At 64.1% G+C, this 19,001-nt stretch carries 14 protein-coding genes and 1 pseudogene; 10 read left to right on the top strand and 5 right to left on the bottom strand.

Annotated elements, in window-relative coordinates:
* The first annotated feature begins 121 nt into the window (after positions 1-121).
* Complete coding sequence (locus tag OG225_RS07795) at positions 122-1,048, top strand: VOC family protein (RefSeq protein WP_405181049.1); 927 nt, start codon at positions 122-124, stop codon at positions 1,046-1,048.
* 42 nt (positions 1,049-1,090) lie between these two features.
* Positions 1,091-2,224 carry an FAD-dependent monooxygenase gene (locus OG225_RS07790; RefSeq protein ID WP_405181048.1) on the top strand — a complete coding sequence of 378 codons (1,134 nt, stop codon included), beginning with the start codon at positions 1,091-1,093 and terminating at the stop codon, positions 2,222-2,224.
* A gap of 385 nt (positions 2,225-2,609) precedes the next feature.
* Here the strand turns inward: OG225_RS07790 and OG225_RS07785 are convergent, their stop codons facing one another.
* On the bottom strand, positions 2,610-3,563 hold the full coding sequence (locus OG225_RS07785) for an AraC family transcriptional regulator (protein WP_405181047.1): 954 nt from the start codon (positions 3,561-3,563) through the stop codon (positions 2,610-2,612).
* Positions 3,564-3,704: 141 nt separating this feature from the next.
* On the opposite strand from OG225_RS07785, the gene OG225_RS07780 reads away from it, so the two are divergent.
* Both OG225_RS07780 and OG225_RS07775 read left to right on the top strand, forming a co-directional pair.
* Complete coding sequence (locus tag OG225_RS07780) at positions 3,705-4,421, top strand: SDR family oxidoreductase (protein ID WP_405181046.1); 717 nt, start codon at positions 3,705-3,707, stop codon at positions 4,419-4,421.
* Positions 4,422-4,860: 439 nt separating this feature from the next.
* Positions 4,861-5,634 carry a PaaI family thioesterase gene (locus tag OG225_RS07775; protein WP_405181045.1) on the top strand — a complete coding sequence of 258 codons (774 nt, stop codon included), beginning with the start codon at positions 4,861-4,863 and terminating at the stop codon, positions 5,632-5,634.
* A 378-nt stretch (positions 5,635-6,012) separates the two neighbouring features.
* Here the strand turns inward: OG225_RS07775 and OG225_RS07770 are convergent, their stop codons facing one another.
* The gene (locus tag OG225_RS07770; protein ID WP_405181044.1) at positions 6,013-6,510 is read right to left on the bottom strand and encodes a GNAT family N-acetyltransferase; all 498 of its coding nucleotides are present in this window, start codon (positions 6,508-6,510) and stop codon (positions 6,013-6,015) included.
* 120 nt (positions 6,511-6,630) lie between these two features.
* Here OG225_RS07770 and OG225_RS07765 point away from each other — a divergent pair, with 120 nt between their 5' ends.
* Positions 6,631-6,942: a hypothetical protein gene (locus OG225_RS07765; RefSeq protein ID WP_405181043.1), complete on the top strand. Its 312-nt coding sequence runs from the start codon at positions 6,631-6,633 to the stop codon at positions 6,940-6,942.
* Positions 6,943-7,772: 830 nt separating this feature from the next.
* On the opposite strand, the gene OG225_RS07760 is transcribed toward OG225_RS07765, so the two are convergent.
* The gene (locus OG225_RS07760) at positions 7,773-8,420 is read right to left on the bottom strand and encodes a TetR/AcrR family transcriptional regulator (protein ID WP_405181042.1); all 648 of its coding nucleotides are present in this window, start codon (positions 8,418-8,420) and stop codon (positions 7,773-7,775) included.
* 443 nt (positions 8,421-8,863) lie between these two features.
* Between OG225_RS07760 and OG225_RS07755 the strand changes: the two genes are divergently transcribed.
* From OG225_RS07755 to OG225_RS07740, 4 genes are all read left to right on the top strand, one after another.
* Entirely contained in the window at positions 8,864-11,281 is a 2,418-nt protein-coding gene (locus OG225_RS07755) for a glycoside hydrolase family 3 N-terminal domain-containing protein (protein ID WP_405181041.1), read from the top strand.
* 74 nt (positions 11,282-11,355) lie between these two features.
* Entirely contained in the window at positions 11,356-13,812 is a 2,457-nt protein-coding gene (locus OG225_RS07750) for a glycoside hydrolase family 2 TIM barrel-domain containing protein (RefSeq protein ID WP_405181040.1), read from the top strand.
* 180 nt (positions 13,813-13,992) lie between these two features.
* The gene (locus OG225_RS07745) at positions 13,993-15,435 is read left to right on the top strand and encodes an MFS transporter (protein WP_405181039.1); all 1,443 of its coding nucleotides are present in this window, start codon (positions 13,993-13,995) and stop codon (positions 15,433-15,435) included.
* Between the two features lie 30 nt (positions 15,436-15,465).
* Positions 15,466-15,783, top strand: coding sequence for a hypothetical protein (locus tag OG225_RS07740; RefSeq protein ID WP_405181038.1), 318 nt, complete (start codon positions 15,466-15,468; stop codon positions 15,781-15,783).
* Here the strand turns inward: OG225_RS07740 and OG225_RS07735 are convergent.
* Both OG225_RS07735 and OG225_RS07730 read right to left on the bottom strand, forming a co-directional pair.
* Positions 15,776-16,777 carry an IS3 family transposase gene (locus OG225_RS07735; protein ID WP_405181037.1) on the bottom strand — a complete coding sequence of 334 codons (1,002 nt, stop codon included), beginning with the start codon at positions 16,775-16,777 and terminating at the stop codon, positions 15,776-15,778. The two genes, OG225_RS07740 and OG225_RS07735, sit on opposite strands and share 8 nt — an antisense overlap.
* Positions 16,774-17,187, bottom strand: coding sequence for a transposase (locus tag OG225_RS07730; protein ID WP_405176967.1), 414 nt, complete (start codon positions 17,185-17,187; stop codon positions 16,774-16,776). The genes OG225_RS07735 and OG225_RS07730 overlap by 4 nt, the downstream gene beginning before the upstream one ends.
* Positions 17,188-17,691: 504 nt before the next feature.
* Between OG225_RS07730 and istA the strand changes: the two are divergent.
* Positions 17,692-18,972: pseudogene (istA, locus tag OG225_RS07725) on the top strand (IS21 family transposase); the annotation flags it as partial.
* Between the last annotated feature and the right edge of the window lie 29 nt (positions 18,973-19,001).

Genomic DNA, 19,001 nt, shown 5'->3' with positions numbered 1-19,001 from the left:
CCATCTCGAATCTCGAATGCGAGCAATCGAAAACAACTATTTCCGCGACCACCTCCACGAGCCATACGGTCGTTGTTAGGACTTGCGTCACATTGTGGCGAAACACCATAGGAGATACGGCATGAGCGAAATCGCGAAGCTCGGCTATGTGGGAATCGAATCCCCGACCTACGACAAATGGCGCACCTGGGCCCCCGAGGTACTCGGCTGCATGCTCGGCCCCGATGGAGACGACGGGGCGGTCCGGGTCAAGATCGATGAGGCCGACTATCGACTCTCCCTTCATCCCGGCGAACAACACAAACTTGCCTACGTAGGGTGGGAGGTCCTCTCACACCGCGATCTCGATGCTGCCATGGCTCGCCTGGAGAAGGCCGGCGCCAAGCCCGAATTCGCGGACATCGAGGTCGCCGCATCCCGCGGAGTCGACAAGTTGGTGCGATTCGAGGACCCCTTCGGACAACCGTACGAACTTTTCTGCTACCAGGAATCCGGGTATCGGGACTGGAACCCACCGCGTCCGCACGCCGGATTCGTCACTGGCGACCAAGGGTTGGGGCATGTGGTCTTCGCGGTACCCGACGTACGCAAGGCCGTCGACTTCCACCTCGACGCGATGGGCTTTCAGACCAGTGACATCATCACCCTCAACCCGCCCATGGGGGAAATGTGGTTCCTGCGAGCTAATCCCCGCCACCACAGCGTCGCCTTCGTGGAAGTACCGAATTCACTCGGATTGCACCATGTGTACCTCGAGTCGAAAAGTTTCGACGACGTCGGATACTCCTATTTCGATGTACTCGGTGGCGACGAGTGCCCCGACCTGCTGATGAATCTGGGGCGCCATATCGGCGACCAAGTCATCTCCTACTACCTCCATTCCCCGGCCGGCTTCTTCATCGAATACGGATGGGGCGGTTTGGAAATCGATGATCTGGAACGCAGGTCACCACTGTTCATCAACTTGCGCAAAGGCAAGCGACCGGAGATGTGGGGCCACAAATTCCGATTCCAGCCGAACGAAGCCGTTCACCCCTACGAGTCGTGACCCGGTTCCACCAGAACCACCCTGCCTGAAGGAAGGGCAACGATGCCTGCACTCAACAACGTCCTGGTCGTCGGCGGTGGCACTGCCGGCGCCGCCGGTGCGATCCTGCTCGCCGAAGCGGGCGTCACGGTCGATCTGATCGAGATCAACCCCGACATCACGGCCTTGGGATCAGGAATAACTCTGCAAGGCAACGCCTTGCGAGTCCTGAACCAACTCGGAATCTGGGAACGAATCAGCCGAGCCGGATACGTCCAGGAAGATTGGCTCGGCCTGCGAGCTCCCGACGCCGAGGGCACGCTGCTGGCCCGGGTTCCCTCCACACGCACCGGTGGACCGGATCTGCCCGCCACCCTCGGCATCGATCGACCGACCCTCGCGCGTATTCTCATCGACCGCGTCGCGGAACTGCCGATCCGGGTACGTACCGGACTCACCTTCACCGACCTGGTGCAGCAGCCGGACTCGGTCACAGCACATTTCTCGGACGGCTCGGTGGGCACCTACGACCTGGTGATCGGCGCCGACGGCGTCCGCTCCCACACGAGGCGATATCTCGGAATCGACGCCGAGATTCGAAGTACCGGCCTAGGCGCGTGGCGAGCGATCGTCCCGCGACCGGAATCGATCACGCACACCGAGGTCTGCTACGGCGGCCCCTCCTACATCGCAGGCTACGGCCCTATCAACGAGCACGAAATGTATGCGTTCTTCACCGAGGACGCCCAAGACCGCACGGCCCTCACCGCCGACGAACGCCTCGCTGTCATGCGTCGATTCGCAGAGGAGTACCACGGCCCCTGGGATGTGATAAGCCCGACCCTGACCGAGACCTCGCGTGTCCACTACACATGGTTCGAGTCCTATCTCGCCGAAGGCCCCTGGCACCGTGGCCGGGTCGTACTCATCGGTGACGCCGTGCACACCTGCCCGCCAACCGTCGCTCAAGGGGCTGCCATGGCGCTCGAGGACGCCCAGGTCTTGGCAGAACTCCTGCTCGGCAACGACGTGCTCGATGACGCGTTGCTGAACGGATTCGCGGTCCGTCGCCTCGCACGCGTCCGCCCGGTCATCGAAGCGACACTGCAGATCGTGGAATGGGTGCTCGCCCACGAGCACGGCGATATCCCGAGGCTGATGGCCGAAGTCGCGACGATCGTCACCGAGCCCGCATGACCGAGCCAGGAATCCGGTTCGTGTGCCGATGGCTCGGCGCACGATTGCACTTCCTCATCCCCCTGATCCATTCGGCTCCCGGAAGCTTCGGTCCGACGTCATGTGATGTCAGACCGGTGAATTCGATGCGGAGAGTAAGAATCGCCCAGGGTGTCGAGGTGAATCTCGACGGTGTGTGGCTGACTTGTGGTGACGGGTAGAACTGGTCGTGGACGCTCTCCTCGCGAGCACTGTTCACCACACCGATTCGATCCCGACGCTTCGAGGACGTGGTCGAAGGCATCGAATCTCTTCCCCAGCAATATCTCTCATCCAAGCATGGCGGGCGCGCGTGCTTCGTCGCTTCGGTTTCGGTCTGTTGTCGAAGTCGTCGGTCGGCGCTGTCTCACCGTCCGTTGTCTCCGCGTGGTTCGCCGTCTGCCGTCTCGACCTGCTTGCGGTAGGCCCCCGGCGCCGATCCGAAGTGTCGTTTGAATGCTTTGGCGAAGGCGAATTCCGACGTGTACCCCGTGTGCTGCGCGATCGCGCTCAGCGGGGTCTGTGATCGGCGCAGTAACCGCGCCGCGGTGGCCATCCGCCAGTTGGTCAGGTAGGCCAACGGCGGCTCGCCGACCACCGAGGCGAAACGGCGAGCGAACGCCGCGCGAGACAGCCCGGCCCGGGCGCCCAGCGATTCCACGGTCCAGGGATGGCCGGGATCGTCGTGGATCGCCTTCAGGGCCGGGGCGACTACCGGGTCGGTCAGCGCGGCCACCCACCCCCGGGCCGGCTCCTTCGGTAGTTCGGAATACCACGACCGCAGGATGTACATCAGGAGGAGATCGACCAGCGCAGTGACGACCGCGTCCGAACCCGGTTGCGGCGCATGGAACTCGGCGCACAGTTGATCGACCGCCGAGCGCAGCACCGGGTGACGGCCGGGAACCGCGGGCAGGTGGATGAGCTCCGGTAGATCGCTGAACAGCGGATGCGGGCGATCGACGTCGATCGCGTACGCACCGCACACCAGTACCGTGCGCGGGCCCGGGCCGTCCACGGTGACCTGGCCGACCGGAGAGGAACGGTCCACACGCTCGGGCACGAAGTCCACCGGATCGCGGCCCGGCGCGTCGCACAATGTGTGCCCGCTGCCACGCCGCAGGAACACGATGTCGCCGGGCCCGAGCGCGAGCGGTCGGCCGTGCGGTGCCAGCACATGGCAGCGCCCTTCCACCACCACGTGGAATCCGGCTCCCGAGACGGGTTGGAACTTCAGCGCCCACGGGGCGTGCGCGGCGGTGCGTGTCACCATCGAGCGTCCGGTACGCAGGACTTCGAGGGTGTCGCTGAGAATGTCCACAGCACCACTCTAGTAGCGATGAGGCGAGACGATATGACATGAATCAGAGACTTCAAGGCATTCACCGTCTCGATGCACAGGCGTAGGTTCAAGCCTTGCCGGTTGCCGGATCGGCACTGCATCGACGAAGGAATGGATCCCATGTCTCTGGCTGGTAAGAAGATCGTGATCATCGGCGGAACCTCCGGCATCGGCTTCGCGGTAGCCCAACAGGCCGCCACGGTCGGCGCGGAGGTCGTGATCGCCTCCAGTAATCAGGACCGCGTGGACGCCGCGACGAAGCAACTCGGCGCGCCGGCCGAAGGCCGACGCCTGGACGTCGCCGACGGCAACGCCATCGCCGAGTTCTTCGAGCAGATCGGGGAGTTCGACCACCTCGTCTACACCGCGGGTGAATCACTGCTGATCAAGCCCTTGATCGACACCAGCCCGCAGGAGGCCAGGGCCGTCTTCGAACGCCGTTTCTGGGGCGCGTTGCTCTCCGCCAAGTACGCCGCACCACGACTGCGCGACGGCGGCTCGATCACATTCAGCTCCGGCGTCCTCGCGAAACGCCCCCTGGCCGGAACCGCGCTCGCGGCAGGTATCACCGGCGGAATCGAGGCCCTGACCCGGGCACTCGCCGTCGAACTCGCCCCCGTGCGCGTCAACGTGATCCAGCCCGGCGTGATCCGCACCGAACTATGGGACAGGAGTGTCCCGGACCCGGAGGCCTTCCTCCACGACGCCGCGTCCGCACTGCTCACGCAGCGTGTCGGCACCCCCGAGGAAGCCGCAGCAGCCTATCTCTTCATCCTGGACAACGCCTACGTCACCGGCACCACGCTCGCGATAGACGGCGGCGCGGCACTGGCCTGACACAACCGGGCCGGTCGGGTCAGCCACACACCGACCACCAGAACGACCAGACATCCGGTGATGATCAGCGGATTGAGGCCTGAGCGCATCGGTAATCGTGGGTTGTCACGAGATGGTCGGGATATGGCGTAGCCCCGCGCCGGCCGCGCCGTGCGTCAGATTGTCGAGGCCGAATGCGGTGATCCGCTCGCATCGACATCGGAGAGCGCCAGCTCGGCGCCTCGCGCGGCCAAGCCCAAGGCCAGTGCTCGCCCCGTTCCCGATCCAGACCGACGCCTCGGTTCGACCTCGACGAGAGGCCTATCGCTGCCACGGCCCGCCGAACTCCGAATGTTCACAAAATTGACTAATGATTCAATTCGTTCTAGTTTAATTCATCGAACTCTGGGACCAGTTTGCGCGCCGCGATGCCGGCGGTCGGCGTATTCGAGGAGAAATCGTGACGAGTGTGACCGGCAGCCTGGACGGGCACGGACAGATCATTCGCGAACTGGCATTCGTGACCCGGCGCGCGGGCGAGGAACTCCACGGCACCGCGGAGATCACCCCCGAGATGCACGTGCCCGGCACCGACATCCTCCGCACCTCGGTACTGGCGACCTGGGCCGATATCGTCGCGGGTCTGCTGGCCTCGCTGGTGATGGGCCCGCGCGTCCCGGTGACGCTCGAACTCGACGTCAACCTGTACCGCCCCGCGCCCAGCGCGGGCACGGTGCACGCCGTCGGCAAGGTCGTCAAGGTCGGCCGCTCGGTCTTCGTCGCCGAATTCGAATTCAGCATCGACGCCGCGCCGATCGCCGTCGGGGCGGCCTCCTTCATGGTCGCCCCGAACCCGGACGTCCAACTGCCGCCGACACTGACCATCGAACTCCCGCCCACCCCGGACCGGCTCCCCGTGCCGCTGGCCGAGCGGGCCCGCTGCGAACGCCTCAGCCCCGGAAAGGTTGTGCTGCCGCATTCGATCGAGGCATTGAACGCCTCCGACACGATCAACGGCGGACTCATCGCCCTGGCCGCCGAGGAAGCCGTGCTCTCCCTCGCCCCCGGCGACACCCTCAGCTTCCTGGGCCTGCGCTACCTCCTCGGCGCCAGGGTCGGCCCGATCATCGCCTCGGCCCACCTACACGAGGGCCTCGGCCGGGTGGAACTGCGCGACACCGGCAACGACAACCGCCTCACCACCCTGGCCACCGCCCGCACCTTCGGCCGCTGACCACCACGGCCCATCGAGGGATTCACACCCCCGGCATCCCTGTACGAGGAGCTCGTCCCCGTTCCTCGGATTCGACAAACTACGCCGGAACGTCCGAACGATGGTTCCGCTCAGCTGCCGGCCGGGCGCCGCGGTCGACAGGCGGCGTTCGACACCCATTCATCGAAGACGTCACCACAGCACGAAAACGGCAGCCTGAGGTGACCTCAATCGCGGCATGAAAGGACAGTGCAATGTAGCGCCCAGCCGCCCATGCGCACGTCACGACAGGTCGACCGCACTGCTCCCTCCTGTCCACCGGACCCGGTTCGGCCCGATCCGAGGATCTCGGTTGAGCAGTGTCGTGCGGGCCGCAACGAGATTGTCGCTGTTGGTTGACTACTCGGCCGTGCCTGGTGACCGTGCGATCGTCAGCTCGTACACGGCCCGTGCCTTTCCCGGGCCCTTGAAATCGGTGATGACCGACACTCCGTCAACGATCCGGTCGCCGGAAACGTTGCCGAACCCCAGCGCCGACCATGCCCGGTGAGCGGCCTTGTTGTGCGGCTCGGAGGTCAAATAGATCCGACAACAGCCCATCGCCCGCGCCCGTTCCTGCACGCGGGCGATCAACTGGCGGGTGATGCCGCGCCTGCGATGATCGGGATGAGTCATCACATCCTGGACGTACACCTCGCTCGGATCGTCTTGGCTGCGAAACGCGATCACCGTGCCGACCACCTCGCCATCGACGAGCGCCACTGGGCAGGTCGAGGAGAACAGAGTCGCGTAGAGCCAGTAGTCGGAATACGTTCGCGCCGTGATGAAAGGCTCGCCCAGCTCCATCAAGGCGATCACGTCGGGGATCATCTGCTGGCGCAGCGGCTCGATCGTCACCCGGCCAGTCTCCAGGTGCCAATGCCGCAGTGTCGCAGCGAGCCCACGGCACCCGTCACGATCTTCGCCGTGGTGCCCCGACCGACCGGTCGCGTCGTGCCCTGGCGTCATACTGGCGTCATGGGGTATGAAGCGGTGCGGGCGCATTCGCGCAGGGGAAAGATCGGCGGGAGTAACGTGCGCGGCCATAGCCGCGTCACCGACCGACGCCCGCCGTCGCGGGGTCACCGCTCCCCGTACGTCCACGGCTACCGCAGCGCATCACCCATGGTGATCCTCTGGTCACTCGGCGGCCTCGCCGGTGGTGTTGTCCTGTTGCTGGTCGTGCTGACACTGACCCATATGGGATCCTACGAGCCGACCGAGACCACCGCGGTGCCCTCCACCGCCGCGCCCGCGCAGCCGCAATCGTGTTACCCATTCGCCTGCTGACTCGCTGTCTTCTCCTCGACGGTCCAGCCGTGTCCGACACGCCCCGCCCTGTGCACACCGGCCGGGCAGACTTGACCCTCCCCAAACCAACACCAAGAATTCGGAGCGACTGCGCGGGATCCCCAGCGAACCAGCGTGCAACACGACCTAGCGCTACCGCAGGTAGGGCGCGCGTAAGGGACTACGCGTGATCGACCGTGAATGCAGGAAAACCCCGAACCACTAACAGCGGGTTTGAAGTCGGCCCCGCGCACGCGGGGATGGTCCATGCCGTCCGTGCGAGAGTTCCAGCGCCCCGACAGCCACCGTCGAAGATCAACTGCTCGACAGGCAATCTGGCGGCTATTCCTACGAACGACATATCTAGCCGTTCATCGTTGCTATCTCGCGTAGGGCCGAGGCGTGGCTGTGCAGCACGTCGGAAAGATACGTGAGACCGATTGTTTCCACCATGCCTGAGGTTCGGTACGCCATCGCAACTCCACCGTGTAGTGCAGTTCCGGACCAGCGCCCCTACTCGCCAATGTGTCCATCGCTGTCTATTCTTGCCGTCACCGAGGCGCGATCACATCCGGCCGGATGGTGTGATTGACCACAGTCGCCAGTGAAAGCAGCTCTGCCAGCACCCAATTCGTCCGCATTTCGCTGGCGAGGCCCGGTCCGCGCATCCCTTGTTGCCGGAAGACATTCAGCCGTACGACAACTTCGGCGCCACCCCATCCCTGCGCCAAACCCCGTGCGCAGCCGGTCCTGCACGAGCTCGACAGTTCACGGACGGCGCTCGAGTCGAGTAGTTGTTGCGCGCACAGCGTGTCGTATACGCGCAGACGTCAGGGACTCCGCTCGCCGGGGCCGGGGGCGAGATGGCGACGCCACACATCGACGAGTAGGTCGATCGACGACTGCATCAGGTCGGGGTTGTCGGCGTGCGTGGCGACTTCGAATCGTTGAACCAGGCCGATGATTGAATTCCCGATAACGAAGACGTTCGTCGAGGGATCGAGATCCGTGCGGATTGATCCATCAGCCTGACCGGTCAGGAACGCTTGTGTGACGTTCTCGGAGTCGGCCGCTATGTATGTCTCCTGCTCATGTTGATTGTGTTGTTGCTCCTTGCCGCGAAACGTGTGATCGAAGTAGTTGATGAAGCGAATCAGGTCCGGACTTCGATTTGCCACGCTGACGAGATCGGCTAGCAGCCCGAGAAACCGCTCGCGTCCGTTCGGTGCATCGGCCACGGCGGCTTCGGCGTGTTCGGTGAGTCCGCGCCGCACCTGACTCCGGGTATAGACGAGCGCGGGAGGAAGGCTGTCGAAATACTTGTAGAACGTCTTTCTGCTGATTCCCGCGAGGTCGACGACTTCGGTAACGTTCAGCGGCTCCTCTCGCGAGTTGGACACGGCCGCTATTACCGCATTGGCAATATCCTCACGTTGTCGGTCGCGAAATCGGGTCCATCGTTCACTACGGTCGGTCATCGCGAGCCGAGCCCAACGCCCGGGCCGAGTGCGTACCGGCGGTCACCTCCGGTACGCACTCTCCTGGTCGTCATCAGCCCGTCACTCGGAGGCTTCGTCGCTCGCCCGGGGGCCGGCGCCGTCTTCGGGGCGAGTTCGGCAATGACGCCGACTGCGTTGTCCCCAACTGATTTCATTCCATCTCCTCCTGGCCGAGGCCGCGGCCCTGGTCGTGCGGCCGACCGGTGTACACGATCTCAGTGTCGTCAGCGGGCGGTTGGCACGCGGCATTCATTGACGTCGGGCAGCAGTTGTCCTACAGTCAAACATGGGTTACACCGTGTTACCGATACTGGCTTCGGTTACGCCCTGTGCAGCCTCAAAATGGTTCTCGCGGCTGGATCGCTGGAGCTGGCGGCGCATCTCGACAACCCTCGACCGTCTGTGTGGAATTGGAGTGAACAATGGTGACAGGGATCAAGGACCACCACGACACATCGCTGGGAGCGGACGAACGGGCCCGCTTGCTCCTGGAGCAGATGACAGTCGCGGAAAAGGCTCGGCAGCTGACTTGCCTGATGTCGATGCTGGTGCTCGGCGAAGGGCGCTTGATCGAAGATAACGCGACCATGATGCTGGCCACAGGTATCGGTGGATTGGTGTGTCCGCAGACCGAGGATCCGTCCCGCATCGCCAGCGGAGTCAATGACATTCAGCGATTCCTGACCGAGCGGACTCGGCTGGGCATTCCGGCGCTGTTCCAGGTCGAGGCGCTCAATGGGGTGGTCGCGCCCAGGCATCCGGTTTTTCCGACACCGATCGCGCTGGCGTCGACATGGAGCCCGGACCTTGTCGAGCGGATGGCCGAGGTCATCCGCAAGCAGATGGTCCGACTGGGCCTGCGGCACGCGCTTTCCCCTGTGCTCGACATCGCCTTCGATCCGCGTTGGGGCCGCATACATGAGACCTACGGTGAAGACCCACAGTTGGCCGCTGCGTTCGGCGTCGCGTTCGTGCGTGGGTTGCAGGGTACGGATCTGACGCAGGGAGTGCTGGCCACGGCCAAACACTTCCTCGGGTTCGGCTTGGGTCAGGGTGGACTCAACGCGTCGTCGTTCGAAGCTGGTAGTCGATTCACCCGCGAAGTGATGGCATTGCCCGTGGAAGCGGCGATCAATGTCGCCGGGCTGCGGTCGGTGATGACCTCCTACGGCGATGTGGACGGCATCCCCGCCGGGGTGTCCCGCGAGCTGCTTCATGACCTACTTCGCGAGGAGATGGGCTTCAACGGCTTCGTCATCGCGGACTATATGGCCATGCAGCACGCGCTCGACCGGCAACGCGTAGCAACCACCAAGGCCGAAGTCGCGCGCATGGCGCTGCATGCGGGCCTGGATTTGGAGGCACCGTTTATTTTCGCGTACGGCGAGACTCTGGCGGCCGAGGTGGAGGCCGGGCGAGTGCCGATGGCGGAGTTGGACACCTCGGTGCTGCGCTTGCTGACCGCCAAATTCGAGCTCGGCCTCTTCGAGTCTCCCTACGTGCCGGAGGGGCCGGTCCACGTCACCGCCACGACAGCCGAGGGTACCGAAGTCGCTGACGAGCTGGCCGAGCAAAGTATCGTCCTGCTCGAGAATGACGGTGTTCTGCCGTTGAAGTCCGGAGCGAAAGTGGCGGTCATCGGGCCGCTCGGACATGAGGCGCACCAACAGTTCGCTACCTACACCTACCCCGTGGGCAGGGAGATGTATCGCTTCATGGCTTCGGGGGGCCTGGGAAATCTGGTAGGCACCGATTCGTTCAGAGCGGAAGCCGAAGGCCCGGAGACAGCCGATCTGGGCTGTGAGGATTACGTCCGATTGCGGTACGGGGTTCGGTCGTTGGCCGAGGAAATCGCTGAGCGCGCCGACGTGGTCGTCGAGGCCGGAAGCGGGCTGACGGAGCGTCTCGACGACGCTGCGATCGACCGGGCGGTAGCGGCCGCCCGCGACGCCGATATCGTCGTTCTCGCTCTCGGCGGGCACAGCGCCGCGATCGGCGGCGGAACGGAGGGTGAGGGCACCGACACCGCCGACATCGCGCTGCCCGCCGTGCAACAGGAGTTGGCCGACGCCGTCGCCGCTACAGGAACACCCCTGGTCGTTGTCCTCGTACAAGGCCGCCCCTACCCGCTGCCCCCTTCCGTACTGCAGGCACGCGCTTTGGTGGTGTCGTCCTTCGCGGGCCAGTCCGGCACGAGTGCGTTGGCGCGGGCACTGTTCGGAGAGATCAATCCCGGCGGGAAGTTGCCCTACACGATCCCGCGCCACGGCGGGCAGGTCCCCATCTACCACTACCAGCGCGCGGACAGTGGGTATCGCCGCGAGGCGGTCATCCGGGGAATGCATTATCGCGACATGTCCGCGACACCGCTGTACTCCTTCGGTTCCGGGCGCAGCTACACCCGCTTCGACCTGACCGATCTCGAGGTGACTCCTCGGATCAGCACCGACGGAGTGGCTGAAGTGGCCCTGACGGTGACCAACGTCGGCGATCGCGCCGGAGCCGAGGTAGTTCAGCTCTATATCAGGGTCAATGCCGCGGTGGTGACCAGGCCCGCGCAACAACTCGCGGGCTTCGCCCGGGTGCAACTGGACCCGGGCCGATCCGCGCGCGTGACCTTGCGTGTGTCTGCTGACCAGTTCGCGTTCAGTGGACTCGACCACCGCATCGCGGTGGAACCGGCGACTGTCGACCTGTTCGTCGGCTCTTCGTCGGACGACCATCGCATGGATGCCTCGATCGAAGTTACCGGGGATCGACGCATCCTGCGCCCCGCGGACCGTACCTTCCTGCCAACGGTGAACGTCGAGGCCGTCGCCGGCAGCGCGCCGTCGAGGTGATCGACGTGTCCATCGTCGCCAGCCAGCAACTGATGACGCACTTCGGGCTTCATTGATTGGTTAGGAGAAAACTCGTGATCCGCGAATCTTTCGATCAGCACTGGTATGTCCGAAAGGACGACGGGTCCTCGGGCGACAATTCCGTCGGCCCGGTGACTCTGCCGTATGACGCCATGCTGTTCGAGAAGCGTGACCCCGACAGCAAGAACGGGGGGAACACCGGCTTCTATCCGGGTGGTGTGTACCGCTACTCGAAGTCGTTCACCGCTCCCGAGGACTGGCGTGATCGAACTGTGGTCGTGGAGTTCGAAGGTGTCTACCACCGTTCACAGGTGTTGGTGAACGGCCGACTCGCCGGTGGACGCCCTTCGGGGTACGCGCTGTTTCATGTGGTACTGGATGATTTCCTCGAATTCGGGGCCGAGAACACAATCGAAGTGGTGGCGGATAATTCGGATGAGCCGAATAGCCGTTGGTACACCGGAAGTGGCATCTACCGCCCCGTCCATCTGATGGTCGGCGAACGCGTCTTCATCACCCCGACAGGCGTGCGCGTCACTTCTCGGTCGCATTCGGACTCGACGGCGATCGTCAGTGTCGAGACCTCTATCGTCAATGGCTTGGCGAGTGAACGAACCGTTACGGTTGCCGTTGAGGTCACGGATCCGAACGGGGTCGCCCTCGAACCGGTGACCGGTGAATTGTCTGTTCCGGCTCGCGGTACGGCGGTGCTCCGCCAAGAGGTCTCGATTGTCGACGCGGCGTTGTGGTCACCGGAGACGCCGCGCATGCACGAGGTCCAGGTCAGCGTTATAGACGGAGCGCAGACCATAGATCTCGCTCGCGAAGAGTTCGGGATTCGGACGGTAACCGCCGACGCCCGGAACGGACTGCGGATCAACGGAAAATCGGTGAAGCTGCGGGGAACCGCAATCCACCACGACCACGGCGTGATCGGCGCCCACACACTTTATGCGGCAGAGGATCGACGGGTCCGCATCCTGAAAGAGGCCGGATTCAACGCGATACGAAGTGCGCACAACCCCGCCTCGCGAGCACTGCTGCGCGCCTGCGACCGGCACGGAATCCTCGTCATGGACGAACTGACCGACGCATGGTTGTTGCCGAAGGTGAAATACGACTACAGCCAGCAGTTCGAACAGTGGTGGGAGCGCGACCTCGAAGCCATGATCGCCAACGACTTCAATCACCCGTCGGTGATCATGTACTCGATCGGAAACGAGATCTCGGAGACAGTGACACCGCGCGGCGTCGCGATCAACCGTCTGATTGCGAAAAAGACGCGCGAACTCGACCCTACGCGACTGACCACGAACAGCGTCAACGGCTTTCTCAACCTCATCGCCTCGCGTGACGACGCGAAGATCGCGAAGAAGGCCGAAGCCGCCCAGACCGGCGAGGAGAACCCGAATAAGAACCTCATCCGCGTCCTGAACCTTCTCATCGGCGTGCTCGACAGGATGCTCGAGCACATCGTCCGGCTTCCGGCGGTCGACAGGCGCACCCGCGAAATCTACGCGGAAGTCGACGTCGCGGGCTACAACTACATGGTTGGACGGTACGAACTCGACGCGAGGCTGCACCCGCAGCGGGTGATCGTCGGCAGTGAGACTCGAGCAGCGCACACAGCGGTCATCTGGAGGAAGATCGCGTCGCTTCCGCACGTGATCGGCGATTTTGCCTGGACGGGCTGGGACTACATCGGCGAAGCCGGCATCGCGGTAAAACAGTACGGCACGACGAAGCGAGCGATCTACCATCCCTATCCTGCTCTGCTCGCCGGGGAGCCGGTCATCGATATCACGGGGTTTCGGCAGACCCAGTCCTACCTCGACGAGATCGGCTGGCATCTCAGCAGAGGTCCCCACATAGCTGTCGAGCCGGTGAACCACTCCGGCGAGAAGGTGATGTCCACCGGCTGGCGGGCGACCAACTCCATCGCAAGCTGGAGCTGGGAGGGATGCGAGGGACGTCCCGCGACCGTGGAGGTCTATGCGGACGCTGTGCGCGTCGAATTGCAACTCAACGGTCACACCGTGGGAAGCGCTCTCTCAGGGCCGGACAAGGGATATCTCTCGAGGTTCACCCTTCCCTACCAGCGGGGGCAACTGACCGCGATCGCATACGCCGAAGACGGCAGTGAAGTCGGCCGTCGCACCCTCCACAGCGCAGGTACCGGAATCCGTCTGACCGTTCAACCCGAAAGCACCAGCCTCCGTGCCGACGGCGCCGACCTCGCCTACATACCGGTCTCGATCACCGACGACGCCGGTACCCTACGGCCGCTGGCGGACCGCAGCGTCACGGTAGTGGTCGAAGGTGCTGCCACGTTGCTGGGGCTCGGAAGCGCAGAGCCCATCACTACCGAAGGCTTTGCCGGCAATACACACCGAACGTTCAACGGACGGGCCCTCGCGGTGATCCGCGCCGACCATCAGCCGGGACTGGTCGACATCACCGTGACCGCGGACGGGTGCGAACCCGTGAAGCGGCAATTGAGCGTGGTCTAGGCGCATGTCCTGCCGGGACAGAAAGCATCCCCGAACTCGCCTCATCCGCCTTCAGGGCACATTCGCGCACCCACAGGCCGTCACGGATCCATCTCCCACGCCATTCCCGGGCAGGAGTACTTCCGTGCGGAACGACTCCTCCGCGGGTGGTCTGAAATCCTCCTGAAGAAGGACCGCACCATGAGCGATCCGCTCACCACGCCGGAACCGGCCTCTCTGAAGAGCATCGGCGCCCCCCCGGAAGCCGGTACCTCGACCAAGCTGACGGGTGGGAAGCCGTTCAAGCGCTACCTGCTCTTCTATGCCCTCGGGCTGATGGGCTTCTTTATCACGTGGGGTGCCGTGAGCGGCATCCTTTTACCGAACCATGTGCAGGGCATCGAATTCGACAGGTTCTTCACCGGCGCCGACGCGGGCGTCGATCTTCAGCAGCTCAGCGATCTGAAGGTGCAGGTGGATGCAGGCGCCATCAACCCCACGGGGGAGCAACAGCGGTTGCTCGGCGTCCTGGACAAGTTCGAGGGCGCGCGCGCCCAGAGCCTGTCCGTCATCACCGCTATCGGTCTGTTCATCAGTATGTTCATTCAGCCGATTACAGGGGTCCTGTCGGACAGGATGCGGTCCCCTTGGGGGCGCCGGGCCCCATGGATCGTGGGCGGAGCCGTTCTCGGGAGCATGCTGCTGGTGGGGTTGAGGCATTCCTCGACGATCCTCGTCATCGCGGTCTGCTGGGCTTTGGGCCAGCTCGTCATCACTGTTGGCCAGGGGCCGCTGCTGACGACCGTTGCCGACAGGGTCGACGAGACGAGGATCGGCACAGCCTCCGCGATCTCTGGGCTGGGCGCGATGTTCGGGGGCGTCGCCGGCGCGCTTGCCGGTGGTGTCCTCTTCTCCCGGTTCGGTCTGGACGCGTACTACCCGTTCGCTGTGATGCTCGTTGTCTGTGCGCTGGCGTTCGCGTACTTCGCACGTGACCGGTCCTCGATGTCGCTCGAGGTCCAGCCCATGGACTGGAGAAAGTTCTTCCAGGCATTCGTGATTCCGTTGCGGGACAGCGACTTCCGCTGGGTATGGATCGCCAAGATCGTGATGATGTTCGGCTACGCTGTTTCCCACGCGTTCTCGATCTACATGCTGCAGAGCTACGTGCAACCCTCGCTCAGCGTGACCGAGGCGACGAAGACAGCCCCGTTGCTCCAGCTCGCGGGCCTGCCCTGCATGCTCGTCACGATGACCTTGGTAGGCCGGTGGTCGGACAAGATTGGCCGACGCAAGCCCTTCGTCTTCTGGGCATCGATACTCATGGCTGCCTCGATGCTGGTCCCATTGGCGTGGGCCACAGTGCCGGGTCTGTACGTCCAGGCTGTGATCGGTGGCATTGCGCTCGGTGCGTTCATCGTGGTCGACCAGGCCCTGTTCATCGATGTCATTCCCGACAAGAAGACCGCGGGCCGTGACCTCGGCATGGCCAACCTGGCCGGCAACTTCGGTCAGGCGATCGGCCCCGTAGTCGCCGGACTGGTGGTGTCGCTCACCGGTGGTTACAGCATGGTGTGGGTCGTCTCGCTGGTGGTGGTCCTGTTCGCGGCTTTTGCCATACTCCCGGTCAAACGGGCCAACTGAAACGACAATTGATCACGAAGGGTTTAATCTGTGACCTCCACCGAGTCCCGGTTTCCGTATCAGGACGCCACCCTCACCGTCGACCAGCGGATCGAGGACCTGCTCTCCCGGATGACTCTGCAGGACAAGGCCGGACTGATGTTTCATGAGATGGCCTTCGTGTCGGACCTGGACGAGCCGGGCATGTTCGGCAAACCATCACTCCGGTCGTCCCTCGACAAGCGGATGAACCACTTCAGCACCCTGTTCGTACCCACGGCCCGCGAACTCTCCTCTTGGCACAACCCGCGTGCAGGAGGCAGCATTTCGGAATTTGTCAAGTCAAATGAGACAGTGCTGATCAGTTGATTTGGGGTTCGGGTGCGGGTTCGTTGATGTAGAAGATGGCTGGCATTTTCGGTGGGGTGGGTCGGTGACCGAACCGGGCCGGGTTGGCGTGGTAGGCGGCGGTAAGGGTGATCTGACGGGCGTCGTCGATGGTGTCGGCGGTGCCGAAGTGGACTGATGCGGGGGTGTGCCAGCCGATGCCGGAGTGGCGGTGGATGTGGTTGTATTCGTTGAAGAATCCTTCCAGGAACAGGCGCGCGTCTTTCAGTGAGGCAAAGGATTTCGGGAAATCATGAAGGTATTTGAGGGTCTTGAATTGCGCCTCGCTGAAAGGGTTGTCGTTCGATGTCCGTGGCCGGGAATGAGATCGGGTGACACCGAGATCGGTGAGCAGTTCCGACACCAGCCCCGAGGTCATCGACGGGCCGCGGTCGGCGTGGACGGTGTGCGGGACATCACCGTTGCGGGCGATGGCCTCGTCGATGAATTCCTGTGCCAGTTCAGCGCTTTCGTGACGAGACACAATCCAGGACGGGGTGTAGCGGGAGTAGATGTCGATGAGTACATACAGGTGGAACCAGACACCCTTGGCAGGGCCGCGTAGCTTGGTGATATCCCAGGTCCACACCTGCGACGGGCCGTCGGCGAGGAGTTCGGGTTTCACCCTCGCCGCATGGGTGGCCTGTCGTCGCCGTTCCCGGTTCTGACCCGCGGCGGCGGCGATGCGATACATGCTCGACATCGAGCACCAATAGTTGCCTTCATCGAGTTCACGAGCCCAGATCTGGCATATCGCCAGGTCCGCGTAGGGCGGTGAGTTGATCACCGTGAGCACATGGGCGCGTTCGGCGGCGGTGAGTGCCTGACCGTTGTCTGGCACCGCCCGAGCGGGTTCGGGTCCTTGGATCGGTGGCCGCTGATGCCGGTAATGGGTGGCTCGTGACCGCCCGATCAGCGTGCAGGCCCGGCGGATGGGCACCTCGACGGCCCGCAGGTCGTCGTAGGCGTCGGTCATGGCTTGGTCGGTCGCGGCGGTGTGCCCGTGCTCTCGGAGATGGATTCCAAAAGCACGTGAAGTTTTCCCATGATCTCGAGCGCGGCCTCCGTCTGCTTCAACTGCTTTGCCAGGCGGTCATTCTCACGCGTCAAACGTTCGTTCTCCCGGCGCGCGGCCGCATCGCCCGAGGGTCGAACGGCACGCTTGGTGGCACCGCCGGATTGCCTCGTGTCGCGGGCCTGGGTCCACTCGGCGATCTGGGATTGGTAGAGACCCTCGCGGCGCAAAACCGCGGACTTCTCCCCGTGTGGGGCGTCGCGGTACTCGTCGATGATCTTGTCGCGGAACTCCGCGGTGAAGGTCCGCCGCGTCGGCTTCGGCGCCGGATCGACTGGCCTACCAGCGGGTGCGGGCTTCGGGCTACTCACGGGATTGCTGCTCCAGTCATGCCCTCAAACAGTGAACTCGGGGACATCCGAGTGTCTCACCACAGCCTGACAGAGAGGGTTTGCCCACCCCCTCGGTATTCCGGTCACTATCTCAAGCGACCCGCGTAACTCCTTCACCAACAACCCGTTCACCGCGCTGATGGCAGGACCGTTCTCGCGGTGGCCCGAACCGCTGGGATTTGCGGCGATCGGTTCGCCGGAGCTGGTTGCGCGTTTCGCGGACACGACACGACACGACACGCAGGGAATACATCGCGGTCGGCATCCGGACTGTCAGCGGTCAAGTAATTCCCCCAGGTGAGGGGTAGTTCCGTCACGGAATTCCCCCACTTCCCCGTCACGGTATTCCTCCACCCGGCCGTCACGTAATTCCTCCACCCGGCGGTGTGTCGCCGGTCGGCGTGTCTCGCACACATGTTCGCTCGTTCTCGACAGTCCACGGCTGGTGAGGAGGAACGACACAGATGGCGAGGAGAAGTTTCATGGCTCGGCCACAAGGTCACCGTCGCCACGATCGCGCAGCGCCTGCGTGACGACCACGGCCTGGACGTGTCGGAATCCTCTGTCCGCCGGTGGATCACGGCCAACCTCGCCGACGAGGCGGCGCGCGCGAGGGTGACCGTGCCCCGCCCGCCGGTCGCGCCGGGCAGCGAAGCCCAGATCGACTACGGCAAACTCGGCACCTGGTTCGATCCCGTCGCGGGCCGGCGGGTCACGGTCCAAGGGTTCGTGATGGTGCTGTCGTGCTCGCGCATGTTGTTCGTGCAACCGGTGACCTCGATGGACCAATCATCGTGGTGTGCTTCCCATGTCGCGGCGTTCGAGTTCTTCGGCGGGGTTCCCGCCCGCCTGGTGATCGACAACCTCCGCACCGGTGTCGACAAGCCCGACCTCTACGACCCGCGTCTGAACCGCTCCTACGCCGAACTCGCCCACCACTACGGGACGCTGGTCGACCCGGCACGAGTCCGCAAACCGAAGGACAAGCCACGCGTCGAACGGATCATCCAATACGTTCGCGACTCCTTCTGGCAGGGGCGAGAATTCACCGGTCTCGCCCAGATGCAGGACGACGCCGCCGGCTGGAGCACCGACGTCGCCGGGCTGCGGCACTCCCGGGCCCTCGACGGCGCCCAGCCGCTGCGGGTATTCGAAGCGATCGAACGCGACGCCCTGCTGCCGCTACCGGCCACGCCGTTCGTGTCGACCCGCTGGTCGACCGGGAAGGTCGGTCTCGACACCCACGTCGAGGTCGGCAAAGCCCTGTATTCGGTGCCGTGGCGGTTGATCGGGCAGACCCTGCACGCCCGCGTCTGCGGGGATGTCGTGCAGATCTTCCGGGACCAGCACGTCGTGGCCACTCATGTCCTGCGGCTGTCGGGTCGGGCGACCAACCCCGACCATTATCCGCCGGAGAAGATCGCGTTCCATCTGCAAGGCCCGACCTGGTGCCGCAAGATCGCCGTCGAGGTCGGCCCGGCCTGCGAGTTGTCGATCGACGACCTGTTGTCTCCCAACGCGATCTACCACCTGCGCGCCGCTCAGGGAGTGCTCGGATCGCGCCGCGAACACGGCGTCGACCGGCTCGAAGCCGCATGCGCTCGCGCGATCGAGGTCGCTGACCCCACCTACCGAACCGTCAAGGGCATCCTCGCCGTCGGCGCCGAAACCGACGACGCCCCGGCGGCCGGCGATGCCTGCGCGGTCCCGGCGTTCCTTCGCGGCCCCGGCCAGTTCGACGCCGACTGGACCCCACACGCCTGATCCATCCAGTTCTCCACTTCAGCAAGGAA

This window comes from Nocardia sp. NBC_01377 (assembly GCF_045040005.1).
In the GTDB taxonomy this organism is placed as follows: domain Bacteria; phylum Actinomycetota; class Actinomycetes; order Mycobacteriales; family Mycobacteriaceae; genus Nocardia; species Nocardia noduli.
The sequence above is the reverse complement of the archived record's forward strand: the minus strand, read 5'-3'. Positions and strand labels throughout refer to the sequence as shown.